We start from the raw sequence: 19566 nt of genomic DNA, 5'->3' as shown, positions 1-19566 counted from the left end.
AATGCGGGCGCCGAGCTGGTGGTAGCGCTCGGGCTGGCGCAGGAAGTCCACGACTTCCTGCAGGTCGGTCTTGGCCTCGTCGCAGCCAGCGACGTCGGCGAAGGTCAGCTTGATCTGCCCCTCCCCGATCACCGACGCCTTTGACCGCCCGAAGTTTCCAGCCGCGTCGGTCCCGCCGCCCTGGCGCCCGCGCAGCAGCAGAATCACCAGCCCCACGATCAGGGCCAGGGTGAGCAGCAGGCTCAGGGTGCCCAGCACGCTCAGGCGCGGCGGCGCGGCGTAGGAGACACTGACGCCCTTGGCCTGCAGGGTGTCCAGATTCAGCAGGGGATCGGCGGCCAGGGTGCGGGTGCGGTAGGGCTGGTCACCCAGTTGCCCCGTCACCACCGCCGTGCCGTTCTGGTAGGCGATCACGGCACTCTGCACCTCGCCCCGGTTCAGGGCCTGGGCAAAATCGGTGAGGTTCAGGTCGTCCTGACGGCCACGCGGCCACAGGGCCAGCACCAGAAGCGCCGTGACCACAGCCGCCACGCCCCACCACCACATGGACCGCTTCACGCGCCTCTCCTGTTTGGGACCATGCCCCAGTGTAGGGGGAGCGCCACCGGGCCAATTGCGAGGGACCTTCCCAGGGTTGTCTCCTTAAGGGTACGGTCAGGCGGGGCGCGGCCGGGACGTCACGGAAGACGCGCGTCAGCTTGGCGGGCCATACTCGGCGGATGCGGTTTGCCCGTCTGCCCCTTTCCCTGTCGCCCCTGGCGGCCCAGCGCTTCCGAACGCGCGCCCTGGCCCTGCTGGGCCTGCTGGCCCCGGCGGCCCCGGCCCTGACCTTGACCCTGGCGGCGCCCGCGGCCCACGCGGCGCAGCCCCTGCTGGGGTCGGTGCAGCTGACCTTTACGCCGGATGACCGCGCAGCCTATCTGAACGGCACCCCCACCCAGTGGCTGGCCCCGCCCCGGCTGCTGGGCGGGCGCACCATGCTGCCGCTGCGCGAAACAGCGGCCCTGCTGGGCCAGACCATGCCCGGCAACGGCAGTGTGGTGCAACTGGCCCGCCTGAGCATTGACACCCGCGCCAACACCGCGGCGCTGGCTGGGGTGCCGCAGCCCGCCGGGACCGTGGCCCTGGTAGGCGGCGTGACCTACGTGAGCGCGCGCACCCTAGCCGACGCCCTGAACGCCAACCTGACCACCGATGATGGCCGCACCTTTACGCTGACCGCGCTGCGCGACGGCGGCAATCCGCTGATCCCGCAGGCCCGCTTTTCCACCGACAAGACGGTTTATGCCCCCGGCGAACGGGTGGTGTACACCGAATATCCCTTTGACCCGGACGGCGCCGATATCACCGCGCGCAAGTGGAACGGCCGCCAGGAGGTGTTCTTTCAGCCGGGCACCTACACCATTGGCCTGACGGTCACCAACAGCCGCGGCCTGCAAAGCGCGCCCTTTACCCGCACCATCCGCGTGGAGGGCACGCCCATCGATACGCCGCTGACTTACGCCCTGAAGTATGCCCAGCCCGGCGACGCGTTTCCCGACCCGCAGATCCTGACCTACCCCTCGGCGCTGGCGACCCCGGTGGAGGGGCCCAGCTACCCACTGCTGTTCAGCGACAGCCCCGAGGTGCCCGACCAGAGCGGCATTCTGTACCAGGACAGCGTGGCGGGCCGGGCCCGGCTGCTGGCCTACCACCTGAACGGCCTGGGCAAGCCCGCGCGGCTGTACGTGATGGCCCGCAACCTGGAAAGCCGTCCCGTGGAAGTGCGCACCGAGCGCCTCGGTGAAACGGCGCCCACCCGCCTGGAAAGCATTCTGGGGCAGGTGACCCTGCTGGAATACTTCGCCTCGGGCGGCGGCACCACCCTGACCCTGGCCCCGGGGCAGGCGGCGGCCGTGTACGCCAGCCCCACCCTGAACCCGGGCAGCGGCGTGAACGTCATGCAGGACCTGAGCACCTCAGGCCGGGTGGACCTGACCTTTCTGATTCTGGAAGACGGCCTGCCGCCCACCGCGCAGGTGGCCCAGCAGTTGCCCTACCTGAAGCCCGACGGACGCCATGTGCGCGGCACCTTTCCACAGGCCGTGCGCACCCTGCGCGTGAACCTGGGCGCGCTCCCCACCCGCATTGTGATTGGCGACGGACAGGTGGACCCCGCCCTGACGGGCACCGACGCCCTGACGGGCCAGGGGGTGCGGCTGGCGGGCAATTACGGCGTGCTGTACGACCTGGAAGTGAACGGCGCGGCCGGCACTGCCGTGGCCCTGAGCCCCCGCGGCGGTCTGTACCGGGGGGCCATGAATATCCAGGACGGCCCCATCACCCAGACGATCAAGCTGCCGCGCACCGGCAACGCCCTGAAGCCCGACGAACCGGTGCTGCTGTGGCGCGCGCAGTCCGACCGCCTGAACATTGACTTCGTGCCCAGCAGCGGCTCGAACCTGCCGATCAGCCTCGTCTTTTACCGCACGCGTGGCCTGAGCGGCTACGGGGGGATCACGAAGACGTACCAGCCGTGAGGGTGGATGGGTGAAAGGTGATGGGTGATGGAGAAAGGAGCGGGGGCGGGGGCCTCCGCTTCTGGCGTTAGGGGTGAGCCGCCAGCCACGCCAGCACGTCGGCGGCGTTGCGGTCTGGGGGGAAGACGGGGTAGAAGACGTGCTCGATTACGCCGTCCCGCAGGATCAGGGTCACGCGGCGCAGCAGGGTTTCGCCGCCGGCCTCGAAGGTGGGGAGGCCCAGGGCGCGGCTCCAGGTTCCCTCTTCATCCGAAAGCAATGGGAAAGGCAGGTGCAAGCGTTCAGCAGCCTCCTGTTGATAGGGGGTGGGCTGCACGCTCAGGCCAAAGACCCGCGCGTCTGCAGCCTGAAGTTCGGCGTGGTGGTCCCGAAACGCGCAGCTTTGTGGGGTACAGCCCCGGGCGCCGGGGATCTGGTCCCAGTCGTCCGGCATGGCTCCATCGGGGCGACCTGTTTTGGGGTACACGTACACCACCGTGCGGCCCGGCAAGGCCGACAGATCGTGGGACCGCCCGTCGGTGCCCGGCAGGGGCGCAGCTGGCAGCCGCTGGCCCGGCAGGTGGGCGCAGGCGCCGTCGTCCACGGGCGCGGGCAGGTCGGCGGGGAGGGCATGCAGGTCCGTCATGGGGGCAGGATAGGCCACCCTACACTGACAGGCATATGGACGAGACCCGCACTGTTGCTCTCCCCATTCACCTCCTGAAAGAGGTTCAGAGTGCGCTTGAGCCAGATCAATCCGTTGAAGATTGGCTCACCAGTGCCATCTATCAAAGCCTCACCTTGCAGGAGAACCGCGCCAGCTCACCCCTCAACTGGGCCTTCTTTGAACCATTGGCAGAATTCACACCCTCTTTGCTGCTCGAAAGTCGCGATCCAGCCACGTGCGCCCTTTTCTATCAGAAGCTGGGCTTTCGAATCGTCCAGCGTGCGGGTTGGTACTACATTTTACGGTCAAAGGGTATGGACTTAACAATCACAAAGTCAGATGACAGCTGTGATGTCAGGGAGGGTTCTGAACTCTGTTTCAACTCCAAGATTAATTTTCGGCTTCTGATCGCTCCCCTTGAGCAAATGGGTATTCCTGTCGAGATCGAGGAGAATGAGCTTGATCCCTGTTGCCTCAGAATCACTGACCCAGACGGCCGCCCTATTGCCATCTACTCGGTCTGGCTTGACGAGATCGGCCTTATGCGCGCTGGCTACATGTAAGTGGGACGCGACTCTTAAATGCAAGAGCCGCGTCCCAACACTTTCTTTTACTCCTCGTCGTTCTTCTTGTCCTTCTTGTACGGCCCCTTTTCCTTCCACTTCAGACGCACCGGAATGCCGGCCAGTTGCAGGTCCTCGCGGATGCGGTTTTGCAGGAAGCCCTCGTAGGCGCGCGTCACGAAATCGGCGCGGTTGCAGAAGATGGCAAAGGTGGGCGGCGCGGTTTCCACCTGCGTCATGAAGTACATCTTCAGCTTCTTACCGTGGAAGTTGGGCACGGCCTGGCGCATCTGCCAGACCTCCAGCCAGCGGTTGAGTTCGCTGGTGGGAATGCGGCTCTGCCATTTCTCGTGCAGCTTCATGGCCTCGGCCAGCATGTCGTGAATGCCGTACTCGTTGATCGCGCTGGTGTACACGCGCGGCGCATAGGAAATATGGTGCAGCTTCTGGTTCAGGTCCTTTTCCGTGCGCTTGAGGTCCTCGTCGGGCACGAGGTCCCACTTGTTCACCACCACGATCACGGGCTTGCCGCTGTCGTAGGCGAGGTTCGCCAGCTTCAGTTCGTGGTCGCCCAGGTCGGTGGCGTTCACCACCAGCCAGATCAGGTCGCTGCGCTCAATGGCCGCCTGCGAGCGCTGAATGGCGTAGTCCTCAATGGCGGTGTCGGGCTTTTTGCGAATGCCGGCCGTGTCCACCAGCACAAAGCGCTGGCCGCCGTAATCCCATTCCACATCCAGGCTGTCGCGGGTGGTGCCCGGCTGATCGGCCACGATGGCGCGGTCGCTCTGGGTGATGGCGTTCAGCAGGCTGCTTTTGCCCACGTTGGGGCGGCCAATCAGCGAGATGCGAATGGGCGCGATTTCCGGCACGTCCTCGTCGTCTTCGGGCAGGTGGGTCAACACCCGGTCCATCAGGTCGTCCAGGCCGCGCGCGTGCTCGGCGCTGATGGCAATGGGCTCGCCAAAGCCCAGGCCCCACAGTTCAGCCATATAGACCTCGTGCTTGGGGCTGTCAATCTTGTTGGCGACCAGAATCACCGGCTTGCCCAGGCGGCGCAGCCAGTCAGCCACCTCGTAGTCGGCTGCCGAGAGCCCCTCGCGTGGGTCCAGCACAAACACCACAGCCTGGGCGCCTTCCATGGCCCACTCGGCCTTTTCACGAATGGCGGCTTCCCACTCGTCTCCGCTCCACAGCCCGCCCGTGTCAATCAGGGTGATGCGGTGGTTGTGGTACAGCATCAGCCCTTCCTTGGCGTCGCGCGTGACCCCGGGGAAGTCGGCCACCACGGCTTCGCGGCGGCCAATCAGGCGATTAAACAGGCTGGATTTGCCGACATTGGGTCGGCCCACAATGGCAACTTTATGCATTTGTGACGCTCCTTTGCGGTGTCGGACCCTGGGCGGCGTCTGCCTGGGGTCCGCCGAAACTGGCCGGTCTTCTCACGGCGAGAAGTCGCCAACGAAAGGAGAGTCTAGCACGGGGGCGCAAGGGGCAAGCGGGGCTTGGCCAGGGAGAGCCGGTCTTCCCAGAGAAACACAACTTCGGGCGGCCAGGCGCCGGCCAGCGCCCCCAGCCGCCCGCCCCAGCCTGCCTTTAAGGCACCGGGTTCAGAATCACGTCGTCGCAGGGCATGTACCACGTAGAGCCGCCAAAGTTGCCGGTGGCGGCCGTGCGCTTGAAGCCCAGCACGCTGTTCACGCCGCTGAGGGTCAGGGTCATGCTGCCGCCACTGCTGATCTGGCCGCGCGGCACATCGGCCCAGGTGCCCTTGACGGTGTTGCCGGTGCGGGTGCCGTGAAACACGTTGGTCCACGACTTGCCGCTGTCGCTGCTCATGCCCACCCACCACACCTGATTGCCCAGTTGCCGCACGTAGTAGGTGCCGCCGTCGTTGGCGCGCCACACGCCGTTCATGTCCTTGGGGGCGGCGCAGCTGGCGTGGGCGGTGCCCAGCACAGCGGCGCAGAGGGTCAGCGAAGCAAGGGTCAGCAGTCTGTTCATGGTGGTGCCTCCTGTGGAGTGGGCGCCCTGTGGGGCCCGGGGAACTGCCAGCACCTTAGGGGCGGCCCCGTGATCGCCCCGTGATCAGGCAGGAGGACAAGTGCATACGACGATAGGGAAACAGTGAGATTCCGTTTCTCCTGCACGGTTTTTTTCGACCCCGCTGGCTGACCTTGACCCCGCCTGCATACCGCGTTATCTTGTTTTCATCACCGCCGAGCAAGGCGGATTTTTTGTTTTTGGAATCAGGCCAGCTCGAAGAGGTTGGGGCTATACAAAAGCTGGCCCAGGGCAGCTCTGCACACGCCGCCAGCAACAGTCTTTTTGCCCCCCACTGGCTGAGCTTGACCCCGAGTGCATACCGCGCTATCTTGTTCTTATCACCGCCGAAGAAGGCGGGTTTTTTCTTTTGGTCCGGCTCGCGGTAGGCTGCCGCATGACCCCGCTGCCCACCCCACTGGTGCCCACAGACTGGCTCATGGCTCACCTGCACGACCCACAGGTGCGGGTGCTGGACTGCCGGTACGCCCTCAGCGATCCGCTGCTGGGGCGGCTGGCCTATCTGGAAGGTCACGCACCCGGCGCCATTTACGCCGACCTGGAAACCGACCTGAGCGGGCCGGTTCAGCCGGACGGTGCGGGTGGGCGCCACCCGCTCCCCAACCCAGAGGCGCTGGCCGCGTGGCTGGGCTCGGTGGGCATTGGCAATGAGATGACGGTGGTGTGTTACGACGACCCCCGCACTGGTCAGGGCTTTTACGCGACCCGGGCGTGGTGGCTGCTGCGCTGGCTGGGCCACACGCAGGTGGCGGTGCTGGACGGCGGCTGGCCCGCCTGGGTGCAGGCCAGCGGCACCGTGACGCTGACGGAACCCGAGCATGCCCCCGTGACCTTCCGGCCCCAGGTCCAGGCCGACTTTGTGGCCACGGCGGCCGACGTGCAGGCGCGGCCCAGCGGCACCCTGCTGCTGGATGCCCGCGCTCCCGCGCGCTACCGGGGCGAGGTGGAACCCATTGACGCCAGGGCCGGGCACATTCCCGGTGCAGTGAACCGCGACTGGAGCGGCGCCCTGGACGAACAGGGCCACTGGCGCCCTGCTGGCGACCAAGCGGCGCGGCTGGCGACAGGGGAGCAGCCCACCATCACCTACTGCGGCAGTGGAGTGAGCGCCACCCCCAACTTGCTGGCCCGCGAACTGGCCGGGGTCCCCTTGGGACCAGACAACCGCCTGTACGCCGGGTCCTGGAGCGACTGGATCAGCGACCCTGAGCGGCCAGTGGCGACGGGTGAGGGCACTGGGACAGACCACCAACGGGGGTAACCCAGGATGCAGGTGCAGCTCACCGGGATCTATGCTTTTCTGAGCCAGTGATGAAGAAGCTTCTCATTTGCTCCACCCTTTTGCTCGCGGGCTGCGCCGCCACCGCTCCCCAGGAACCTTTGAAAGCCGGGGACACCTTTGAACTGACGGGCACCACCAAGGCAGGTCTGAACGTTCAGCAGAACTACACCCTACGGGGCCGCCCGGAGTACGACGACGGGGACTGGTTTTACACCGCCAATGGCCGGGCAATAAATGACGCTGTGCTGGTCCTTTCGGGCGATCAAGACGTCCTGATGCTGGCGCAACCCACCGAGACCCCCAAGGACCAGCCTGCCGGTGACACCTGGTACATGATCTGCCTTGCCCTCCCCAAAGGTCCTGGCTGGGCCAGCGCCAAGGGCCTGCTGCTGCACGAAAGGGAAAAAGACATGAGCAACCTCTTCAAAGCCTTGGAGGGCGAACCGAATCTGAGCGCCTTTTCCAATCTGGCGCAGAAGGCCGGCACCTGCACCGTCCGCCGCCTGTAACGCTCTAGCACCTCAAAGACCTGGCACCCCCAAAGAAGGGCGCCAGGTTTTGCTTTCGCCTGGACCAACGACGCCCAGTCAACCCTCGGCCGTCACCCCGGCCACACCATCGCTGAACTCCAGGGTCAGGGGCTGGCCGGGCTGCACCTGGGCAGCGCGGGTTACGGGGCGCCCCGCCGCGTCGCGCACCAGGGCGTAGCCCCGGCCCAGCGTGCGCGCGGGGGTCAGGCCCAGGGCCTGCTTCATCAGGGCGTCCACGCTGGCGGCGGCGGCGTCCACCTGCCGCCCGGCGGCGCGGCGGGCGCGGTCCAGGGTCCACTGCGCACCGGCCTCGGCCTCGACCAGCACCTGGGCGGCCTGGGTGCGGATGGTGCGCACGTCTTCCTGGGCCTGCGCGGCGGCCTCGACGACTGTCCGCACAATCAGGGTCGCCGCCTTGCTGGGCGTGTCGGTGCGCACGCAGGCCACCTCGTCGGGCAGGGTGTCGTCTCGGGCGTGGCCCAGGCCGGTGATCACCGGCACTGGAAAAGTGGCCAGCGCGCGGGCGAACGGCAGGTCGTTCAGCCACGCCAGATCGGTGACGGCGCCGCCGCCCCGGATCACCACCAGGGCGTCCAGCGGCTCGGCCGTATGAAGCGCCAGGGCGTCCTGCACCCCCCGGCGCAGGCTGGCGGCGGCGGCCGGGCCCTGAAAAGTGGCTTCCAGATACACCGGGCGCAGCACCCCGGCGCGCTCCAGCGGATCAACCTCGCGGCGGAAATCGCCCAGCCCGGCGGCCTCGCGCGGCGACAGCACCGCAAAGCGGAAGAAGTCGGTGGGCAGAGCCAGCAGGCGGTTCAGGCCGTAGACCCCCTCGCGCACCAGGGTTTCGCGCCCCTCGGCCAGCCGCAGGGCCGCGTCGCCCAGGGTGAATTCGGGGGCAATGTCCAGTACGTTCAGCGCAAAGCCGTACTGCTCGTGAAAGGTGGCCTCGCCAAAGAGGAGTACCTTCAGGCCCGCCGTCAGGCCCCCGCCCGTGGCGCGGCGGAACTTGGTTTCCAGGCCAAAGCGCTCGCGGGCCCACACGGTGGCGCGGCAGCGGGCCACCTCGCCTTCGTCGCCACTTTGCACAAGGTCCAGGTACAGGTGGCGCCGGTCGGTCACGGCGGCGATCTCGGCGCGCACCCACACGGCGCCGGGCAGGCCCCGGGCGATCACCTGGCCCACATAGGCCAGCAGTTCCGAGAGTTCCAGAAACTGTTCGGGGGGACGGGTCTCCCCTTTCTTGCGCCGCGTCACAGCCGCCCGCCCCAGGCGCGACCCAGCAGCGCCCCCGCCAGCCCCAGCCCCACGCTGAGCCCGGCGTAGCCCGCCGCCCGGCCCGGAGAGGCCAGCAGGTCGCCCAGCCCGGCACTGAAGGCCGAAAAGGTGGTGAACCCCCCCAGCAGCCCGCTGCCCACCGCCAGCCGCGCCGCCTCGGGCCACAGGCCGCGTTCCACGAGCGCCAGCGTGAGGCCCAGCGCGAACGACCCGCCCACATTGATCAGCAGGGTGGTCACGGGAAAGCCGCTGCGGCTGTCCAGCCCCGCGCCCAGCAGGCCCAGGCCGTAGCGCGCGCCCGCGCCCAGCGCGCCGCCTACCATGACCCACAGCCAAGGTCCCATGCGCACAGGATGGCAGATTCGCCCCGGCACCCCGTGGGGGCCGCGCACTCTGGCATCCTGGGGCCCATGATTCAGGCGCGGCAACTCAGTACCGGCAGGCCTCTGACGTGGGCGGGGGAAACCCAGGACATCTGGGTGGACGCGCAGGCCGCGACCCCCGAAGAACTCGCGCGGCTGCGCGCCGCTTTTCCCATCAACCCGCTGGCGCTTGAAGACGTGCTGGAACGCGGCCACTGGAGCCGCGCCGAGGTCTACCCGGAGCACGCCTTTGTGACGGTGCGCTCGTACGCCCGCCCGGAGGAGGTGGACGATTTCACTGAGCGCCTGAGCATCCTCACGTTCGGGGAGGCGGTGGTCACCATGAGCACGGCCGGCACCCGCGCGCTGGGCGCCGTATGGGCCCTGACCGGCCGCGAGCGGGTGAACACCCCGCAGGAGGTCACCTACGAACTGCTTGACCAGACCGCCGACACCTTTTTCACGGTGGTGGACGCCCTGGAAGAGCGGGCCGACGCCCTGGAGGAGCGGGTCTTTCAGGGACAGCAGAATCCGGTGGCGGACGTGTTCGCCATGAAGCACCTGATCACCCAGGCCCGGCGCCTGACCGCCGAGGCGCGCGAGGCCACGGCGCTGCTGGGCCGGCACGCCAACTGCGGCCCGGCCGACCTGGTGCGCTACCGCGACGTGCAGGATTCGTTTACCCGCGCCAGCGGGCAGCTCGACGGCCTGCGCGACCTCCTGACCAGCCTGCTGGACCTGCACCTGGGCCTGCAAAGCCAGCGCATGAACGAGGTGATGCGCACCCTGACCGCCGTGAGCGTGGTGTTCTTGCCGCTCACCTTTCTGGCCGGGGTGTGGGGCATGAATTTTGAACACATGCCAGAGCTGAGAAGCCCCTACGGCTACCTGATGGCGTGGCTGAGTTTCATCCTGATTGGCGGCACCCTGGCGGCCGTGTTCAAGCGGCGCGGCTGGTGGTAAGGGGGAGATGGGCGCACACAAAAAACCCCGCCGGCTGGCGGGGGCTTTTCGTGGTGCACTCGCCGCGATTCGAACGCGGGGCCTGCCCCTTAGGAGGGGGCCGCTCTATCCAGCTGAGCTACGAGTGCGTGTGCGTGTGGGTGTGCGGTGCGGGGCTGGCCGCTGGCCGGGCGGACCAGACCGCGCCGGGAGTATAGCAGGGCCCCTTTTCGGCGCGCGCCCCCGCACCCTGGGGGCCCAGTTGCGGCACAATCCAGATGAGACAAAAATGTAAGCGCGGCCTTTCTATACTCTCTTGAGGTTCCTCATGACCAACGCTGTGTACACCATGATTGTCCGCGCCTTGTCGGGCGTCGTCTCTGATCGTGCGGCCGAGACCATGCTGCGCTCAGTGCTGCGCGAGCAGGGCCTCTCGGCCGAAACCGTGACGGCGCAGGACATGCAGAAGGTGCTGTCTGGGCCGTTGCTCGCGCGCCTGAGCACCGTGCTGCCCCCCGCCCGCGCCCGCAAGGAACTGCTGAATCTGGCGGCGCAACTTGAAGCGCAGTATCCCAAAGCGCCCACCCTCTTCACCCAGAATGTGCCGCTGGCCACCTGGGATGAACCCCAGACTGACACCGTGTTTGACGACCTGGGCCTGAGCGCCGACGATTTTGAATTCGACGACCCCGAATACGGCGTGGCCCCCACCACCCGCACCTATGACCTGGCGCTGCCGGGCGACCAGGACGCCCTGATTCAGACCCTGGGGCGCTTCAGCGGGGTGCAGGGCGTGATGGTCTGCCGCGCCAGCGGCGAGGTGCTGCGGGTCAAGGCGGTGCGCGACCCGGCGGGCCTGGGCGGCGTGGTGGCCGCCAGCGCCATGCTGTTTCAGAAACGGGCGCTGAAGCTGCTCTCGGCGGACCTGGGCGGCCAGACCGTCTGCGTGTGCCCGCTGGGCGGCTACTGCGTGGCGGTGGTCGCCACCTCGCAGGCCAATGTGGGCCGCCTGATTGTGGAACTGCAGCAGCTCCGGGTGGCGGCGTGAAGCGCGCGGCCCGGTGGAGTCTGCTGGCGGCCCTGAGCCTTGGCACAGCGGGCGCGCAGGACCTCAAGGCGTACGCGGCCCTGGCCAGCAACCTGGACGGCGCGGTAACGGCGCGCGCCCAGTCGCCGCAGGCGGCCTTAAACCGGCTGGACGCGGCCCAGAGTGCTTTGGATACCCTGGCCCCCACCCTGCGCAACCAGCAGATTGTGCGCGGCCTAACCGACGCCCTGAGCGGCGCGCGCGGCGCCCTGGCCCGCACGCCCGCCGAACTGGAAGCCCAGGTGCTGCTGGCCCGGGGCCTGATGCGCAAGGCGCTGTACGACCAGACCCTGGCCGCCCTGAGCGCCGCCCCCGACAACAGTGACGCCCAGTTGCAGGTGCTGGCGCGCGAATTTGGCCTGGGGGCGGCCAGCCAGACCCTGGCCCAGGACGCCCGCGCCGGACGACTGGAGCGCACCGCGTGGCAGCTGCAGCGCGCGGCGGCGGCCAAGGTGGTGAGCGCCCTGCAGGCCACCCGCGCCGAGCAGACCACGGCGTCGTACGTGAATCTGGCGCGCGCCACCGGCTGGTTTACCACCGTGCAGGACGCCACTGGGGTGGGCACGCTGCGGGTGTCGCAGTTTGGCGACGCCCTGCGGCAACTGACCGCCGGCGACACCGCCGCGCTGGCCACTTCCTTAAGCACCCTGCGCCAGGGCGCGGCGGCCCTGAACCGCTCGCTGGCCACCCCGCCGGCCAGCAGCGGTGCGGGGACGGGGGGCAGCGGCGGGCAGCCCACCACCTCCCCGGCCCAGGGCACCCCGGCGCCCACCCCCGCACCCACCCCGACCCCGGCACCCCAACCCCGCCCGCAGCCGGCTCCGGCGGCCACAGCCAGCGCGGCGGGCGCCCTGGCCACCGCGTACGCCGAACTGGGCCGCGCCCAGGCGGCGGCTGGCCACGGCGACGCGGCGGCGGCGCGCGAGGCCCTGACCCAGGCTTCGGCGGCGCTGGCGCGCGTGCCCGCCCCGCTGCGCGACAACGCCGCGTTTGCCCAGGTCACGGCGGCCACCGAGCGCGCCCAGGGCCGCAGCGCCCTGCGGGTCAGCGACGTGCAGGCCCTGATTGGCGGGCTGGCGAACGCCGAGCGCCAGCAGGCCGGGCAGGGGGCCAGCGCCCTGGACACCACCTCGCTGGGCATCAGCCGCTGGTTCTCGGGCTGGCTGCGGGTGCTGGTGTTCCTGCTGCTGGCGCTGGCCACCGCCGCGCCGCTGTACCTGCTGAACCTCGCCTTTGGGGGCCGCAACACCTACTGGCGCGCCATCATGACGGGCCTGGCCCTCCTCATGCTGCCGCTGATGCTTGAAGGGGTCTTTGGCTTTCTGGGCGCCCTGGGCGACGTGTTCGGGGCCGGCGCCCTGCGCGGCCTGACCAACCTGACACTGACCCAGAGCGCCTACGCCCTGCCGATCTGGGCCCTGCTGAGCGCGGTGGCCATCGGCCTGATGGCCTTCGGGTTCCGGGGGCTGTGCGAGCAGTTCGGGCTGCTGGGCGCGGGCAGCAGCTCGGCCAAGAACACCACCGTGGAGAGCGCTGCCACCGTTGATTGGGACGAGGAACTCTGATGGCGACCCTCAGCCGACTGCCGGTGAAGATGCTGGGCGATCTGGTCTCGCCCCGCGCGCTGGAACGCATTCTGCAAGACGCCGCCCAGGCGCGCGGCGGCTCGCTGGATACCATTGACCCGGGGATGCTCGAAGACATTCTGAAAAAGGAAGTCTTCAAGCGGCTGCAGCTGAGCGTGCCCGCGCCGCTGGCCAAAAAGCGCGTCTCGGAAGTGCTCAACGAGATCATGAAGTCCACGCAGGAGCGCCTCTTGCCCAACCAGCTCAGCTCCTTGCTGGGGCTGGAAGAGGGTGCGCGGCGCTTCTCGCTGTACTTTGACTGGCCCGAAACCCAGCGCCTGCGCGGCGTGCTCAGCGTGGCCCGCCAGGAAGAAAAAGAGGGCCGCGACATCAGCGCCCTGGTGCAAGAAGGCCAGAACCTGATTGACACCATGGACCGCCGCCTGCAAGAAGGGCTGGTGGAACAGGGCCAGGACCTCGCAGAACTGCGCGCCACCTTCGCCCGGGTGCAGGGCATGGGCGGCAAGGACGTGCGGCGCCTGGACACCCTGATCGGCCAGATTGACGAGGCCCAGAAACAGGGCACGCTGCTGCCCGGCGAGGTGGAGCGCGCGCGCAACCTCACCTTTAACCTGCGCAAGGCCCTGGAATCCTCGGTGGTGCAGACGGTGGAAAACCCGGCTGTGCCCACCTCGGCGACCATTCTGGACCCGGATGCCCAGGCGCGCGTGCTGGCGCTGGAACAGGAACATGCCGCGCAGCAGCTGGCCAGCGTGGAACGCGAATTTACGGCCCTGCTGCAGGCCCGCCCCGACCTGCGCGAGCGCCACGAGGGCCTGCGCGCCCTGCAGGCCCAGGCCAAGCTGACCGAGGACGTGGTGAGCGGCTGGCGCGAGGCCCTGAAAACCGAGCGCGGCGCCCTGCTGCAACTGCAGCGCGAGCAGTTTGCCCGCCTGGAAGCCGAACTGGGCCGGGTGCAGGCGGGGGCCGACACCCGCATTGCCCTGGATTCGGCCCGTCACCTGCTGGACAGCGGCAGCCTCGCCACCGATGAACTGCAGGAACTGCAGGCCATGCACGAGGCCCTGCAGGCCGGCGTGGACGCCCGCGCCCAGCTGGAACTGCAGCGCGAACTGCTGGAAATCGAGCGCTCGGCGCGCAACGTGCCCGGCGCCAGCGCCGAACTGGCGCCCCTGCTGGCCGACGCCCGCGCCCGGCTGGCCCAGGGCGGCAGCGTGGACCCCGCCAGCCTGTGGAGCGTGCTGGAGCGCCGCATGGGCGCCGCCGCCCAGGAACGCGAGGACTTTGACGCCCGCGCCGACCGGGTGGTGCAGGAGTACGACACGGTGCGCCACCTCGCCGGGGAAACCACCCAGCGCCTGGGGCGCCTGGCCGACACCCTGCGCGCCCAGCGCCGCCTGGGGCAACTGAGCGCCCAGGCCCGGGAACGCTACGCCCAGACCCTGGCCGACGCCGAGGCCCTGCTGGCCGAGGCCCACGCCGAATACCGCGCCGCGCAGGAGGTCACCTCGACCTTCGGCCAGGACGCCCTGAGCGGCCTGCTGGACGTGTTCGATTTCGAGGAAAGCACCCCCCCGCTGGCCAGCAACCCGGACCCCACCCTGGCCCCGCCCCCGCCGCCCCCCAGCAGTGGCGGCACCCCCGCATCTATCTTCGACACGCTGCTCTCGGCGCCGGCCACGCCGCCTACGCCGGCACCCGCCCCGGTGGCCAGCGCTGAACCGGCGGAAACCTGGACCCTGGAAGGCGGCCAGATTCGCCAGGGCGCCCAGACCCTCTCGGCGCAGGGCATGGCGGCGCTGCTGGCCCAGGCCACGGCGCTGGGGCTGCACCGCCTGGACATGGGCGACGCCACCCACGTCTGGTCGGCGCGCAGCACGGTGCCCGGCGAGTGGCGCCTGGGCCGCGCCCAGAACTGGACCGAACTGGATGAGCAGGTGGGCGCGTGGCTGGACACCGGGTTGCCGTGACCCTGCCCCTGGCCGTGGGCGAGCGCCGGGTGCTGCGTGGGCTCAGCGAGCAGCACGCGTTCGGCGCCGCCTGGATGGCCCTGGCCCCCGGCACGGTGCTGTTTCTGGAAGGTGAACTGGGCGCCGGCAAGACCAGCTTCTCGCAGGGGCTGGTGGCGGCCCTGGGCTTTGACGGCGCGGTGACCAGCCCCACCTACGCCCTGATGAACCTCTACCCCACCCCGGCGGGGCCAGTGCTGCACGTGGACGCCTACCGCGTGCGTGACGTGGCCGAACTGTACGAGATGGACCTGGACGAGCAGGTGCAGCGCAGCCGCCTAAGCCTGATTGAATGGGGCGAAGGGCTGTACACCGATTACCCGGACGCCCCAGTGCTGCGCCTGGAGCACATGAACGATCCCGAAACGCGGCAGGTGACCCGGATTCGCTAAGCAGCCCATGCTTCCGGGGCACAAATGACTTATTGTCAAGCTTAAGTTCCGGAGGTTACGGCATGTTTGAACACCAGGGTCCGTCCCTGACCAAGAAAGCGGCGCGGCGCGGCCCTGCCCCGGTGCAAGCCCCAGACCTTGCGCCCCACCCAGCGATCAGCGGCGCCCAGGCCCACCTGTGGCGGCCTCAGGCATTGCAGCGGCAAGCGGCTGGGCCCATGCTGCGGGCCTCAGGGTTAGAGCAGCAGGAGGTAACCCGGCTCGCTGTTCAGCGCCAAATCGTCAGTGAGCAGCTGGCCGCCCTGCCCCAGGTAGAGGCTGCACCGATTCAGCGACAGGTCCAGCCAGTGCCGGCCAAGCCCCAAAGCCCCGCCGACTGGGTGACGGTGATGCGCCACCGGGCCGAGCAGGTTGAAGGCAAGTCCCTGGACACGCGGCAATATGCCCAGTTCACGGCGCTGCAACGACAAGTAGCGAATACGCTGGTCCAAGGCTTTCGTGCAGATCGCGGCCCCGCCCAAGCCCGCTACGACACCTACGGCGAGCATTTAGCGACCCTGCAACGCCATGAGATCAGTGCGCCAGTCAGCCGCGTGGTGCTGGGCCTGGTGCCCCCTGGGGAACGCCTAGCCCTTCAGCGAGCCGTGGACACAGCCGTTCAGCGCTACGAGGCTGAGGCGGCCCTATCAGCCACCGCTGCCCACCGCCAGACCCTACAGCGGCAGTTGGCGGAATTGGATGCGGAAGCGACGCAGCCAGTCTTGCAGCGCATTCAAGCCCGACGGGGCGGAGGCAATCCTCTGCCCGAAGCGATTCAACGGCACCTCGAACAAGGGCTCAACCATGACCTGTCCCGTGTTCGTATTCACGATGATGCGGAAGCGGACAGGCTCGCTAAGGGTGTCAATGCCCTGGCCTTCACCACCGGCAGCGACATTTTCTTTCAATCAGGGCGATTCAATCCGAACAGCCAATCTGGCCTGGAATTGCTGGCGCATGAAGTCACCCATACCGTGCAGCAGTCGCAAGGGCGCGTCGGCCCGGGTGTGGACCCCGATGCTGGGCTGGAAGCCGAGGCCCGGACGATGGGCGCCAAGCTCGCCGCCACTCCTATGCCTCAGAAGGCGCGCCCGGTGCAGCGTCAGGTGGCCTCCCCAGCCCCCGCAACCGCCGTACAACGCTGGGGCCTGGGCGACCTGAAAAAGCTGGCCGGCTCTGCCCGGGACAAGTTGAAGAGTGCGGTCGGCACCGTGCAGAAAGCCGCCCAGCAGCGGATTCAAAAGACCGTGGCCCGCGTGCAGAAAGCAGCGGCCCCGGCAATCAAGGCGGCGCGCGAGGCGGCCAGTCAGACCCTAAAGCAGGCCCAGGCGCTGCGGGCCAGGGTCCGCACCCAGATCCAGGCGGCAGGCAAGACCGCCCGCGAATACGGGCGCAAAACCCTGCAAACGGTCAAGGATAAGGGGCAACAGGCGGTACAAAGCGCCAGAGACAAGGCCGCGCAGCTGCGTGTCCAGGCCCACCAGCTGGCCGTCCGCGCCGCTTCCACGGTCGTGCAGGTGCAGACCAAGCTGAAAGACAAAGCGCGGATCATCTCGGGAACGCTGCGCCAAGCGGCGTCGATAGCGGCGCTCAACCTGCGGGACAAGGCCACCGCGGCCCGCACCAAGCTCAAGACGGCCGCCACGGGGCTGCTGAACAACGTCAAGACCCGTGCCCAGAACGCTTGGACGCAGGCCAAAGCGGCCGGGCAGCAGGTCCGCCAACGTCTGACCGCAGCGGCAGCGAGCGCGAAAACCAAGATTGCCGCGCTGGCCAAGACCGCTGCCACCAAGGCCCAGAGCTTGAAACGCCGCATTGGCGCCAAAGCCACCCGCGCGCTGCGCACGGCCAAGGGTGGGCTGGGCAAGTTCCTGAAAAACCGTCCCGCCACCGCGCTGCTCCTGGGCACCGGCGCGGCCTTCACCGCCTTCCAGGCCATCAAGAAAGGCGGCGTGAAGGGCCTTGTCAACGCGGTCAAGGGCAATGCCTCCGAAGCGTGGAAATGGGCCACCTCCACCGAGGGCAAGGCCACCCTGGCGCGTCTGGCCGTGACCGTGGGGGTCACCGTCGGCGCCGCAGCCCTCACGGGCCTGACCGGGGGCCTGGCCGCGCCGCTGCTGATCATGGCAGCGGGGAGCGCCGGGGGCGGGGCGCTGGGGCGTCTGGCCCAGAATGCGGTACTGCGCACCGACGACAAATACAAAGACAAGGTTGGCCTGATGCAGGGCGTGCTGGATCCCAAGGCGATGGCTTTTGACGCTGCGCTGGGCGTGGTGATGGGCCCAGGCGCCGCACTGGCAGGCGGGCTGGTCAAAGGCGCCGCTGGCAACCTGGGCCGCTACGCACTCCGGCCAATGGGCAAAGGGCTGGTCCAGGGGGCGCGGCGTGTGATTGGTGGACGCCTTGGATCGCAAACAGCTTCGCGCGCGGCATTGGGGACTCAGCAAAGCGTCGGACGTCAAGCCATGATGAATCGCGTCCAACTGCTTTGGAAGGATATGAAGCAGTACAACTCTAAACTGGCTAAAGAAACCTGGGACGAGATGAAACAGAGCCTGTACGGCAGTGCGGGCGTGGCAGGAAAAGCTGCCAAAGATACGAAACTGTTGTTGGGAGGGCGCAAGGCCCTCAAAGCCAAGCAATTCGACATTGCGCGTGACCGGGTGTCGGTGATGGACCACCGCGAGGTTCTGACCCTGGCCTCCAAGTTGAAGCTCCCCAGCCACTTCAGCCAAAGTAGATTGAGGGAGCTCGTGGCACAGGGCCTGGTCAAAACGAACCACCAACTGGTGGCGCGGCCCATTGCACAGCAGGCCCTCAAAGCCGCGCGTGGAAGATTTGGCGCCGATCTCAAACGGGCGGCCTTTGGTGCCCCTAAACGCCGTGGGGAAACGATGGCCCGCAGACTCCTGCGCGGCGCGGGCAATCTACTCACCTTCGGCCCCCGGGCCACCTACCGCACCATGCTGGAAAAGGACGCGGGGTGGAGCAAGGCGATTCGTGAAGGGGTAGGCACGGGGCACATGATCGGCTCTATGAGCAATGAAGCGGTAAAGGGAGCGGTGCTGGCCGCAAAAACCGAGATGGTCAAACCTGACGGGCAGCAGGAACCAATCAACGGCCTAAAGCTGGCCCGAGATTCATTCCTCAACGCCCTGGGCTTCAATCCGGATTACCTGAGTGAAAAGGCGATTGGCGCCGCCGCCACAGATGCGGCCAAATCGGCGAATAGTTCTGTTGGAGCAGCTGGCATGAACGACCCCTTGCAGCTTGAGGACGCGCCAAAGGTCGCCGGACCCTGAATTATGTTTCGACTGAAAAAACATACTGCTCAAGAGGGATTTTCAGGTTCTGCTTTCGAGACAGCGCTCACCTATTGCCAGCGTAATGAGACCTTGCACCAGTTGAATAACGATCAATTCGCTGTGGAGTTGGGAGGTCATTCTGTTTTCGTGAGACGTGCCAATAATGACGCTTGGCTTGAAGCAGATTCATCCTTCCAGATTGATCAGACCAACAGCGCTTCAGCAGATGTTTACTCACAGATTGCAAAAATGCAGTTTGACCATATGACCCTTATCCTTGACAGACACGAGGGCAAGGGCGTCGTAAGGTTCAGCCAACTGATGCGCTACCAAGGGCAGCCAGAGAAACACATTTTTAACATGCTTTCTGCCTTTGATTATTTTCTCAACCGCTCCGAGGAACGTAATTATCCAACGCGCGACTTCCTGTTTTTTTGCGATGGCAAAAAGTTTACCAACGCCACAGATGCGCTTCTTTTCTATTTCAAAACTGTGCGACGTTGCAGAATCGTGGATCGTGAAAGGGGTTATGTGGCCTTCGACGTAGGGGGAGCCACCATCGTCGTCAGCCTGATCACGCTGCCCCACGAATTCATCCTTAGGTGCGCCTTCTCCGACTTTGAAAAGCTCATTCAAAAAGATAAGAATGCCCTCACCCCTCATTACTTCGCTGCCGCATACCGCAAGCCGCCCCTGCATACCGCTTCGTACTGCTTTGAAAACGGCATCTCTGAACTCGCCATTTCCGGCACGCTCACCGCAGGCACCGAGGCGCGGCCTATCTTCACCGCCACCCTCAGCGCGCTGTATCAGGTCCTTCTGGACAGTACCGAACGCATCAAGATGAACCCTGACCTGCTGACCGGCAAGCAACAACTGCACTCGGAAGAAGAGTCCATTCAACAGGCCAAGAAGTACGAAGGCGACAAGACCGGCGGCGTGGAATTTCTTTCTGACGCCTGATC

Annotated in this window: 16 protein-coding genes, 1 tRNA gene and 1 pseudogene; 11 read left to right on the top strand and 7 right to left on the bottom strand. The window is 67.2% G+C overall.

Features of this window, described 5'->3' with window-relative positions; genetic code table 11:
• Positions 1 to 558, bottom strand: a pseudogene (locus tag K7W41_RS16515) (ATP-dependent zinc metalloprotease FtsH); the annotation flags it as partial.
• A gap of 161 nt (positions 559 to 719) precedes the next feature.
• Between K7W41_RS16515 and K7W41_RS16510 the strand changes: the two are divergent.
• On the top strand, positions 720 to 2519 hold the full coding sequence (locus K7W41_RS16510) for a copper amine oxidase N-terminal domain-containing protein (protein ID WP_224610759.1): 1800 nt from the start codon (positions 720 to 722) through the stop codon (positions 2517 to 2519).
• 67 nt (positions 2520 to 2586) lie between these two features.
• Here K7W41_RS16510 and K7W41_RS16505 read toward each other — a convergent pair whose 3' ends face one another.
• Positions 2587 to 3144, bottom strand: a complete 558-nt coding sequence (locus K7W41_RS16505; protein ID WP_224610757.1) for a peroxiredoxin — start codon at positions 3142 to 3144, stop codon at positions 2587 to 2589.
• A gap of 35 nt (positions 3145 to 3179) precedes the next feature.
• On the opposite strand from K7W41_RS16505, the gene K7W41_RS16500 reads away from it, so the two are divergent.
• The gene (locus tag K7W41_RS16500; protein WP_224610755.1) at positions 3180 to 3728 is read left to right on the top strand and encodes a hypothetical protein; all 549 of its coding nucleotides are present in this window, start codon (positions 3180 to 3182) and stop codon (positions 3726 to 3728) included.
• Positions 3729 to 3775: 47 nt separating this feature from the next.
• Here K7W41_RS16500 and der read toward each other — a convergent pair whose 3' ends face one another.
• Positions 3776 to 5095 carry a ribosome biogenesis GTPase Der gene (gene der / locus K7W41_RS16495; protein ID WP_224610754.1) on the bottom strand — a complete coding sequence of 440 codons (1320 nt, stop codon included), beginning with the start codon at positions 5093 to 5095 and terminating at the stop codon, positions 3776 to 3778.
• A gap of 226 nt (positions 5096 to 5321) precedes the next feature.
• Positions 5322 to 5729: a hypothetical protein gene (locus K7W41_RS16490; protein ID WP_221090176.1), complete on the bottom strand. Its 408-nt coding sequence runs from the start codon at positions 5727 to 5729 to the stop codon at positions 5322 to 5324.
• A gap of 436 nt (positions 5730 to 6165) precedes the next feature.
• Here K7W41_RS16490 and K7W41_RS16485 point away from each other — a divergent pair, with 436 nt between their 5' ends.
• Together K7W41_RS16485 and K7W41_RS16480 are read left to right on the top strand one after the other, a co-directional pair.
• Entirely contained in the window at positions 6166 to 7050 is an 885-nt protein-coding gene (locus K7W41_RS16485) for a sulfurtransferase (RefSeq protein WP_224610752.1), read from the top strand.
• Positions 7051 to 7100: 50 nt separating this feature from the next.
• Positions 7101 to 7580 (top strand): hypothetical protein, encoded by a 480-nt coding sequence (locus K7W41_RS16480; protein ID WP_224610741.1) that lies wholly within the window; start codon positions 7101 to 7103, stop codon positions 7578 to 7580.
• Between the two features lie 78 nt (positions 7581 to 7658).
• On the opposite strand, the gene xseA is transcribed toward K7W41_RS16480, so the two are convergent.
• Together xseA and K7W41_RS16470 are read right to left on the bottom strand one after the other, a co-directional pair.
• Positions 7659 to 8858: an exodeoxyribonuclease VII large subunit gene (gene xseA / locus K7W41_RS16475; protein WP_224610739.1), complete on the bottom strand. Its 1200-nt coding sequence runs from the start codon at positions 8856 to 8858 to the stop codon at positions 7659 to 7661.
• Positions 8855 to 9223, bottom strand: coding sequence for a fluoride efflux transporter FluC (locus K7W41_RS16470; protein WP_224610737.1), 369 nt, complete (start codon positions 9221 to 9223; stop codon positions 8855 to 8857). The genes xseA and K7W41_RS16470 overlap by 4 nt, the downstream gene beginning before the upstream one ends.
• Before the next feature lie 9 nt (positions 9224 to 9232).
• On the opposite strand from K7W41_RS16470, the gene K7W41_RS16465 reads away from it, so the two are divergent.
• Positions 9233 to 10204 carry a magnesium transporter CorA family protein gene (locus K7W41_RS16465; protein WP_318010918.1) on the top strand — a complete coding sequence of 324 codons (972 nt, stop codon included), beginning with the start codon at positions 9233 to 9235 and terminating at the stop codon, positions 10202 to 10204.
• 51 nt (positions 10205 to 10255) lie between these two features.
• Here the strand turns inward: K7W41_RS16465 and K7W41_RS16460 are convergent.
• Positions 10256 to 10332: transfer RNA gene (locus tag K7W41_RS16460), tRNA-Arg, on the bottom strand.
• A 179-nt stretch (positions 10333 to 10511) separates the two neighbouring features.
• Between K7W41_RS16460 and K7W41_RS16455 the strand changes: the two genes are divergently transcribed.
• From K7W41_RS16455 to K7W41_RS16430, 6 genes are all read left to right on the top strand, one after another.
• Positions 10512 to 11231, top strand: a complete 720-nt coding sequence (locus K7W41_RS16455; RefSeq protein ID WP_224610735.1) for a roadblock/LC7 domain-containing protein — start codon at positions 10512 to 10514, stop codon at positions 11229 to 11231.
• A complete protein-coding gene (locus K7W41_RS16450) occupies positions 11228 to 12835 on the top strand; it encodes a hypothetical protein (protein ID WP_224610733.1) in 1608 nt (535 codons plus the stop codon). The genes K7W41_RS16455 and K7W41_RS16450 overlap by 4 nt, the downstream gene beginning before the upstream one ends.
• Entirely contained in the window at positions 12835 to 14826 is a 1992-nt protein-coding gene (locus tag K7W41_RS16445) for a coiled-coil domain-containing protein (RefSeq protein WP_224610731.1), read from the top strand. The genes K7W41_RS16450 and K7W41_RS16445 overlap by 1 nt, the downstream gene beginning before the upstream one ends.
• Positions 14802 to 15257, top strand: a complete 456-nt coding sequence (gene tsaE, locus K7W41_RS16440) for a tRNA (adenosine(37)-N6)-threonylcarbamoyltransferase complex ATPase subunit type 1 TsaE (protein WP_224610729.1) — start codon at positions 14802 to 14804, stop codon at positions 15255 to 15257. Before K7W41_RS16445 ends, tsaE begins: the two co-directional genes overlap by 25 nt.
• A gap of 218 nt (positions 15258 to 15475) precedes the next feature.
• Positions 15476 to 18598, top strand: coding sequence for an eCIS core domain-containing protein (locus tag K7W41_RS16435; RefSeq protein WP_224610719.1), 3123 nt, complete (start codon positions 15476 to 15478; stop codon positions 18596 to 18598).
• Positions 18599 to 18601: 3 nt separating this feature from the next.
• Entirely contained in the window at positions 18602 to 19564 is a 963-nt protein-coding gene (locus K7W41_RS16430; RefSeq protein WP_224610717.1) for a hypothetical protein, read from the top strand.
• The last annotated feature ends 2 nt before the right edge of the window (positions 19565 to 19566 follow it).

The sequence above is a fragment of the Deinococcus multiflagellatus genome, assembly GCF_020166415.1.
In the GTDB taxonomy this organism is placed as follows: Bacteria; Deinococcota; Deinococci; order Deinococcales; family Deinococcaceae; genus Deinococcus; species Deinococcus multiflagellatus.
This window is presented reverse-complemented; position numbering and strand designations above follow the sequence as displayed.

Excerpts from the sequence above, each read along its gene's own strand:
- K7W41_RS16510 (WP_224610759.1), top strand. The coding sequence starts at position 720 with ATGCGGTTTGCCCGTCTGCCCCTTTCCCTGTCGCCCCTGGCGGCCCAG.
- K7W41_RS16505 (WP_224610757.1), bottom strand. The coding sequence starts at position 3,144 with ATGACGGACCTGCATGCCCTCCCCGCCGACCTGCCCGCGCCCGTGGAC.
- K7W41_RS16500 (WP_224610755.1), top strand. The coding sequence starts at position 3,180 with ATGGACGAGACCCGCACTGTTGCTCTCCCCATTCACCTCCTGAAAGAG.
- der (WP_224610754.1), bottom strand. The coding sequence starts at position 5,095 with ATGCATAAAGTTGCCATTGTGGGCCGACCCAATGTCGGCAAATCCAGC.
- K7W41_RS16490 (WP_221090176.1), bottom strand. The coding sequence starts at position 5,729 with ATGAACAGACTGCTGACCCTTGCTTCGCTGACCCTCTGCGCCGCTGTG.
- K7W41_RS16485 (WP_224610752.1), top strand. The coding sequence starts at position 6,166 with ATGACCCCGCTGCCCACCCCACTGGTGCCCACAGACTGGCTCATGGCT.
- K7W41_RS16480 (WP_224610741.1), top strand. The coding sequence starts at position 7,101 with ATGAAGAAGCTTCTCATTTGCTCCACCCTTTTGCTCGCGGGCTGCGCC.
- K7W41_RS16470 (WP_224610737.1), bottom strand. The coding sequence starts at position 9,223 with ATGGGACCTTGGCTGTGGGTCATGGTAGGCGGCGCGCTGGGCGCGGGC.
- K7W41_RS16465 (WP_318010918.1), top strand. The coding sequence starts at position 9,233 with ATGGCAGATTCGCCCCGGCACCCCGTGGGGGCCGCGCACTCTGGCATC.
- K7W41_RS16455 (WP_224610735.1), top strand. The coding sequence starts at position 10,512 with ATGACCAACGCTGTGTACACCATGATTGTCCGCGCCTTGTCGGGCGTC.
- K7W41_RS16445 (WP_224610731.1), top strand. The coding sequence starts at position 12,835 with ATGGCGACCCTCAGCCGACTGCCGGTGAAGATGCTGGGCGATCTGGTC.
- K7W41_RS16435 (WP_224610719.1), top strand. The coding sequence starts at position 15,476 with ATGCTGCGGGCCTCAGGGTTAGAGCAGCAGGAGGTAACCCGGCTCGCT.
- K7W41_RS16430 (WP_224610717.1), top strand. The coding sequence starts at position 18,602 with ATGTTTCGACTGAAAAAACATACTGCTCAAGAGGGATTTTCAGGTTCT.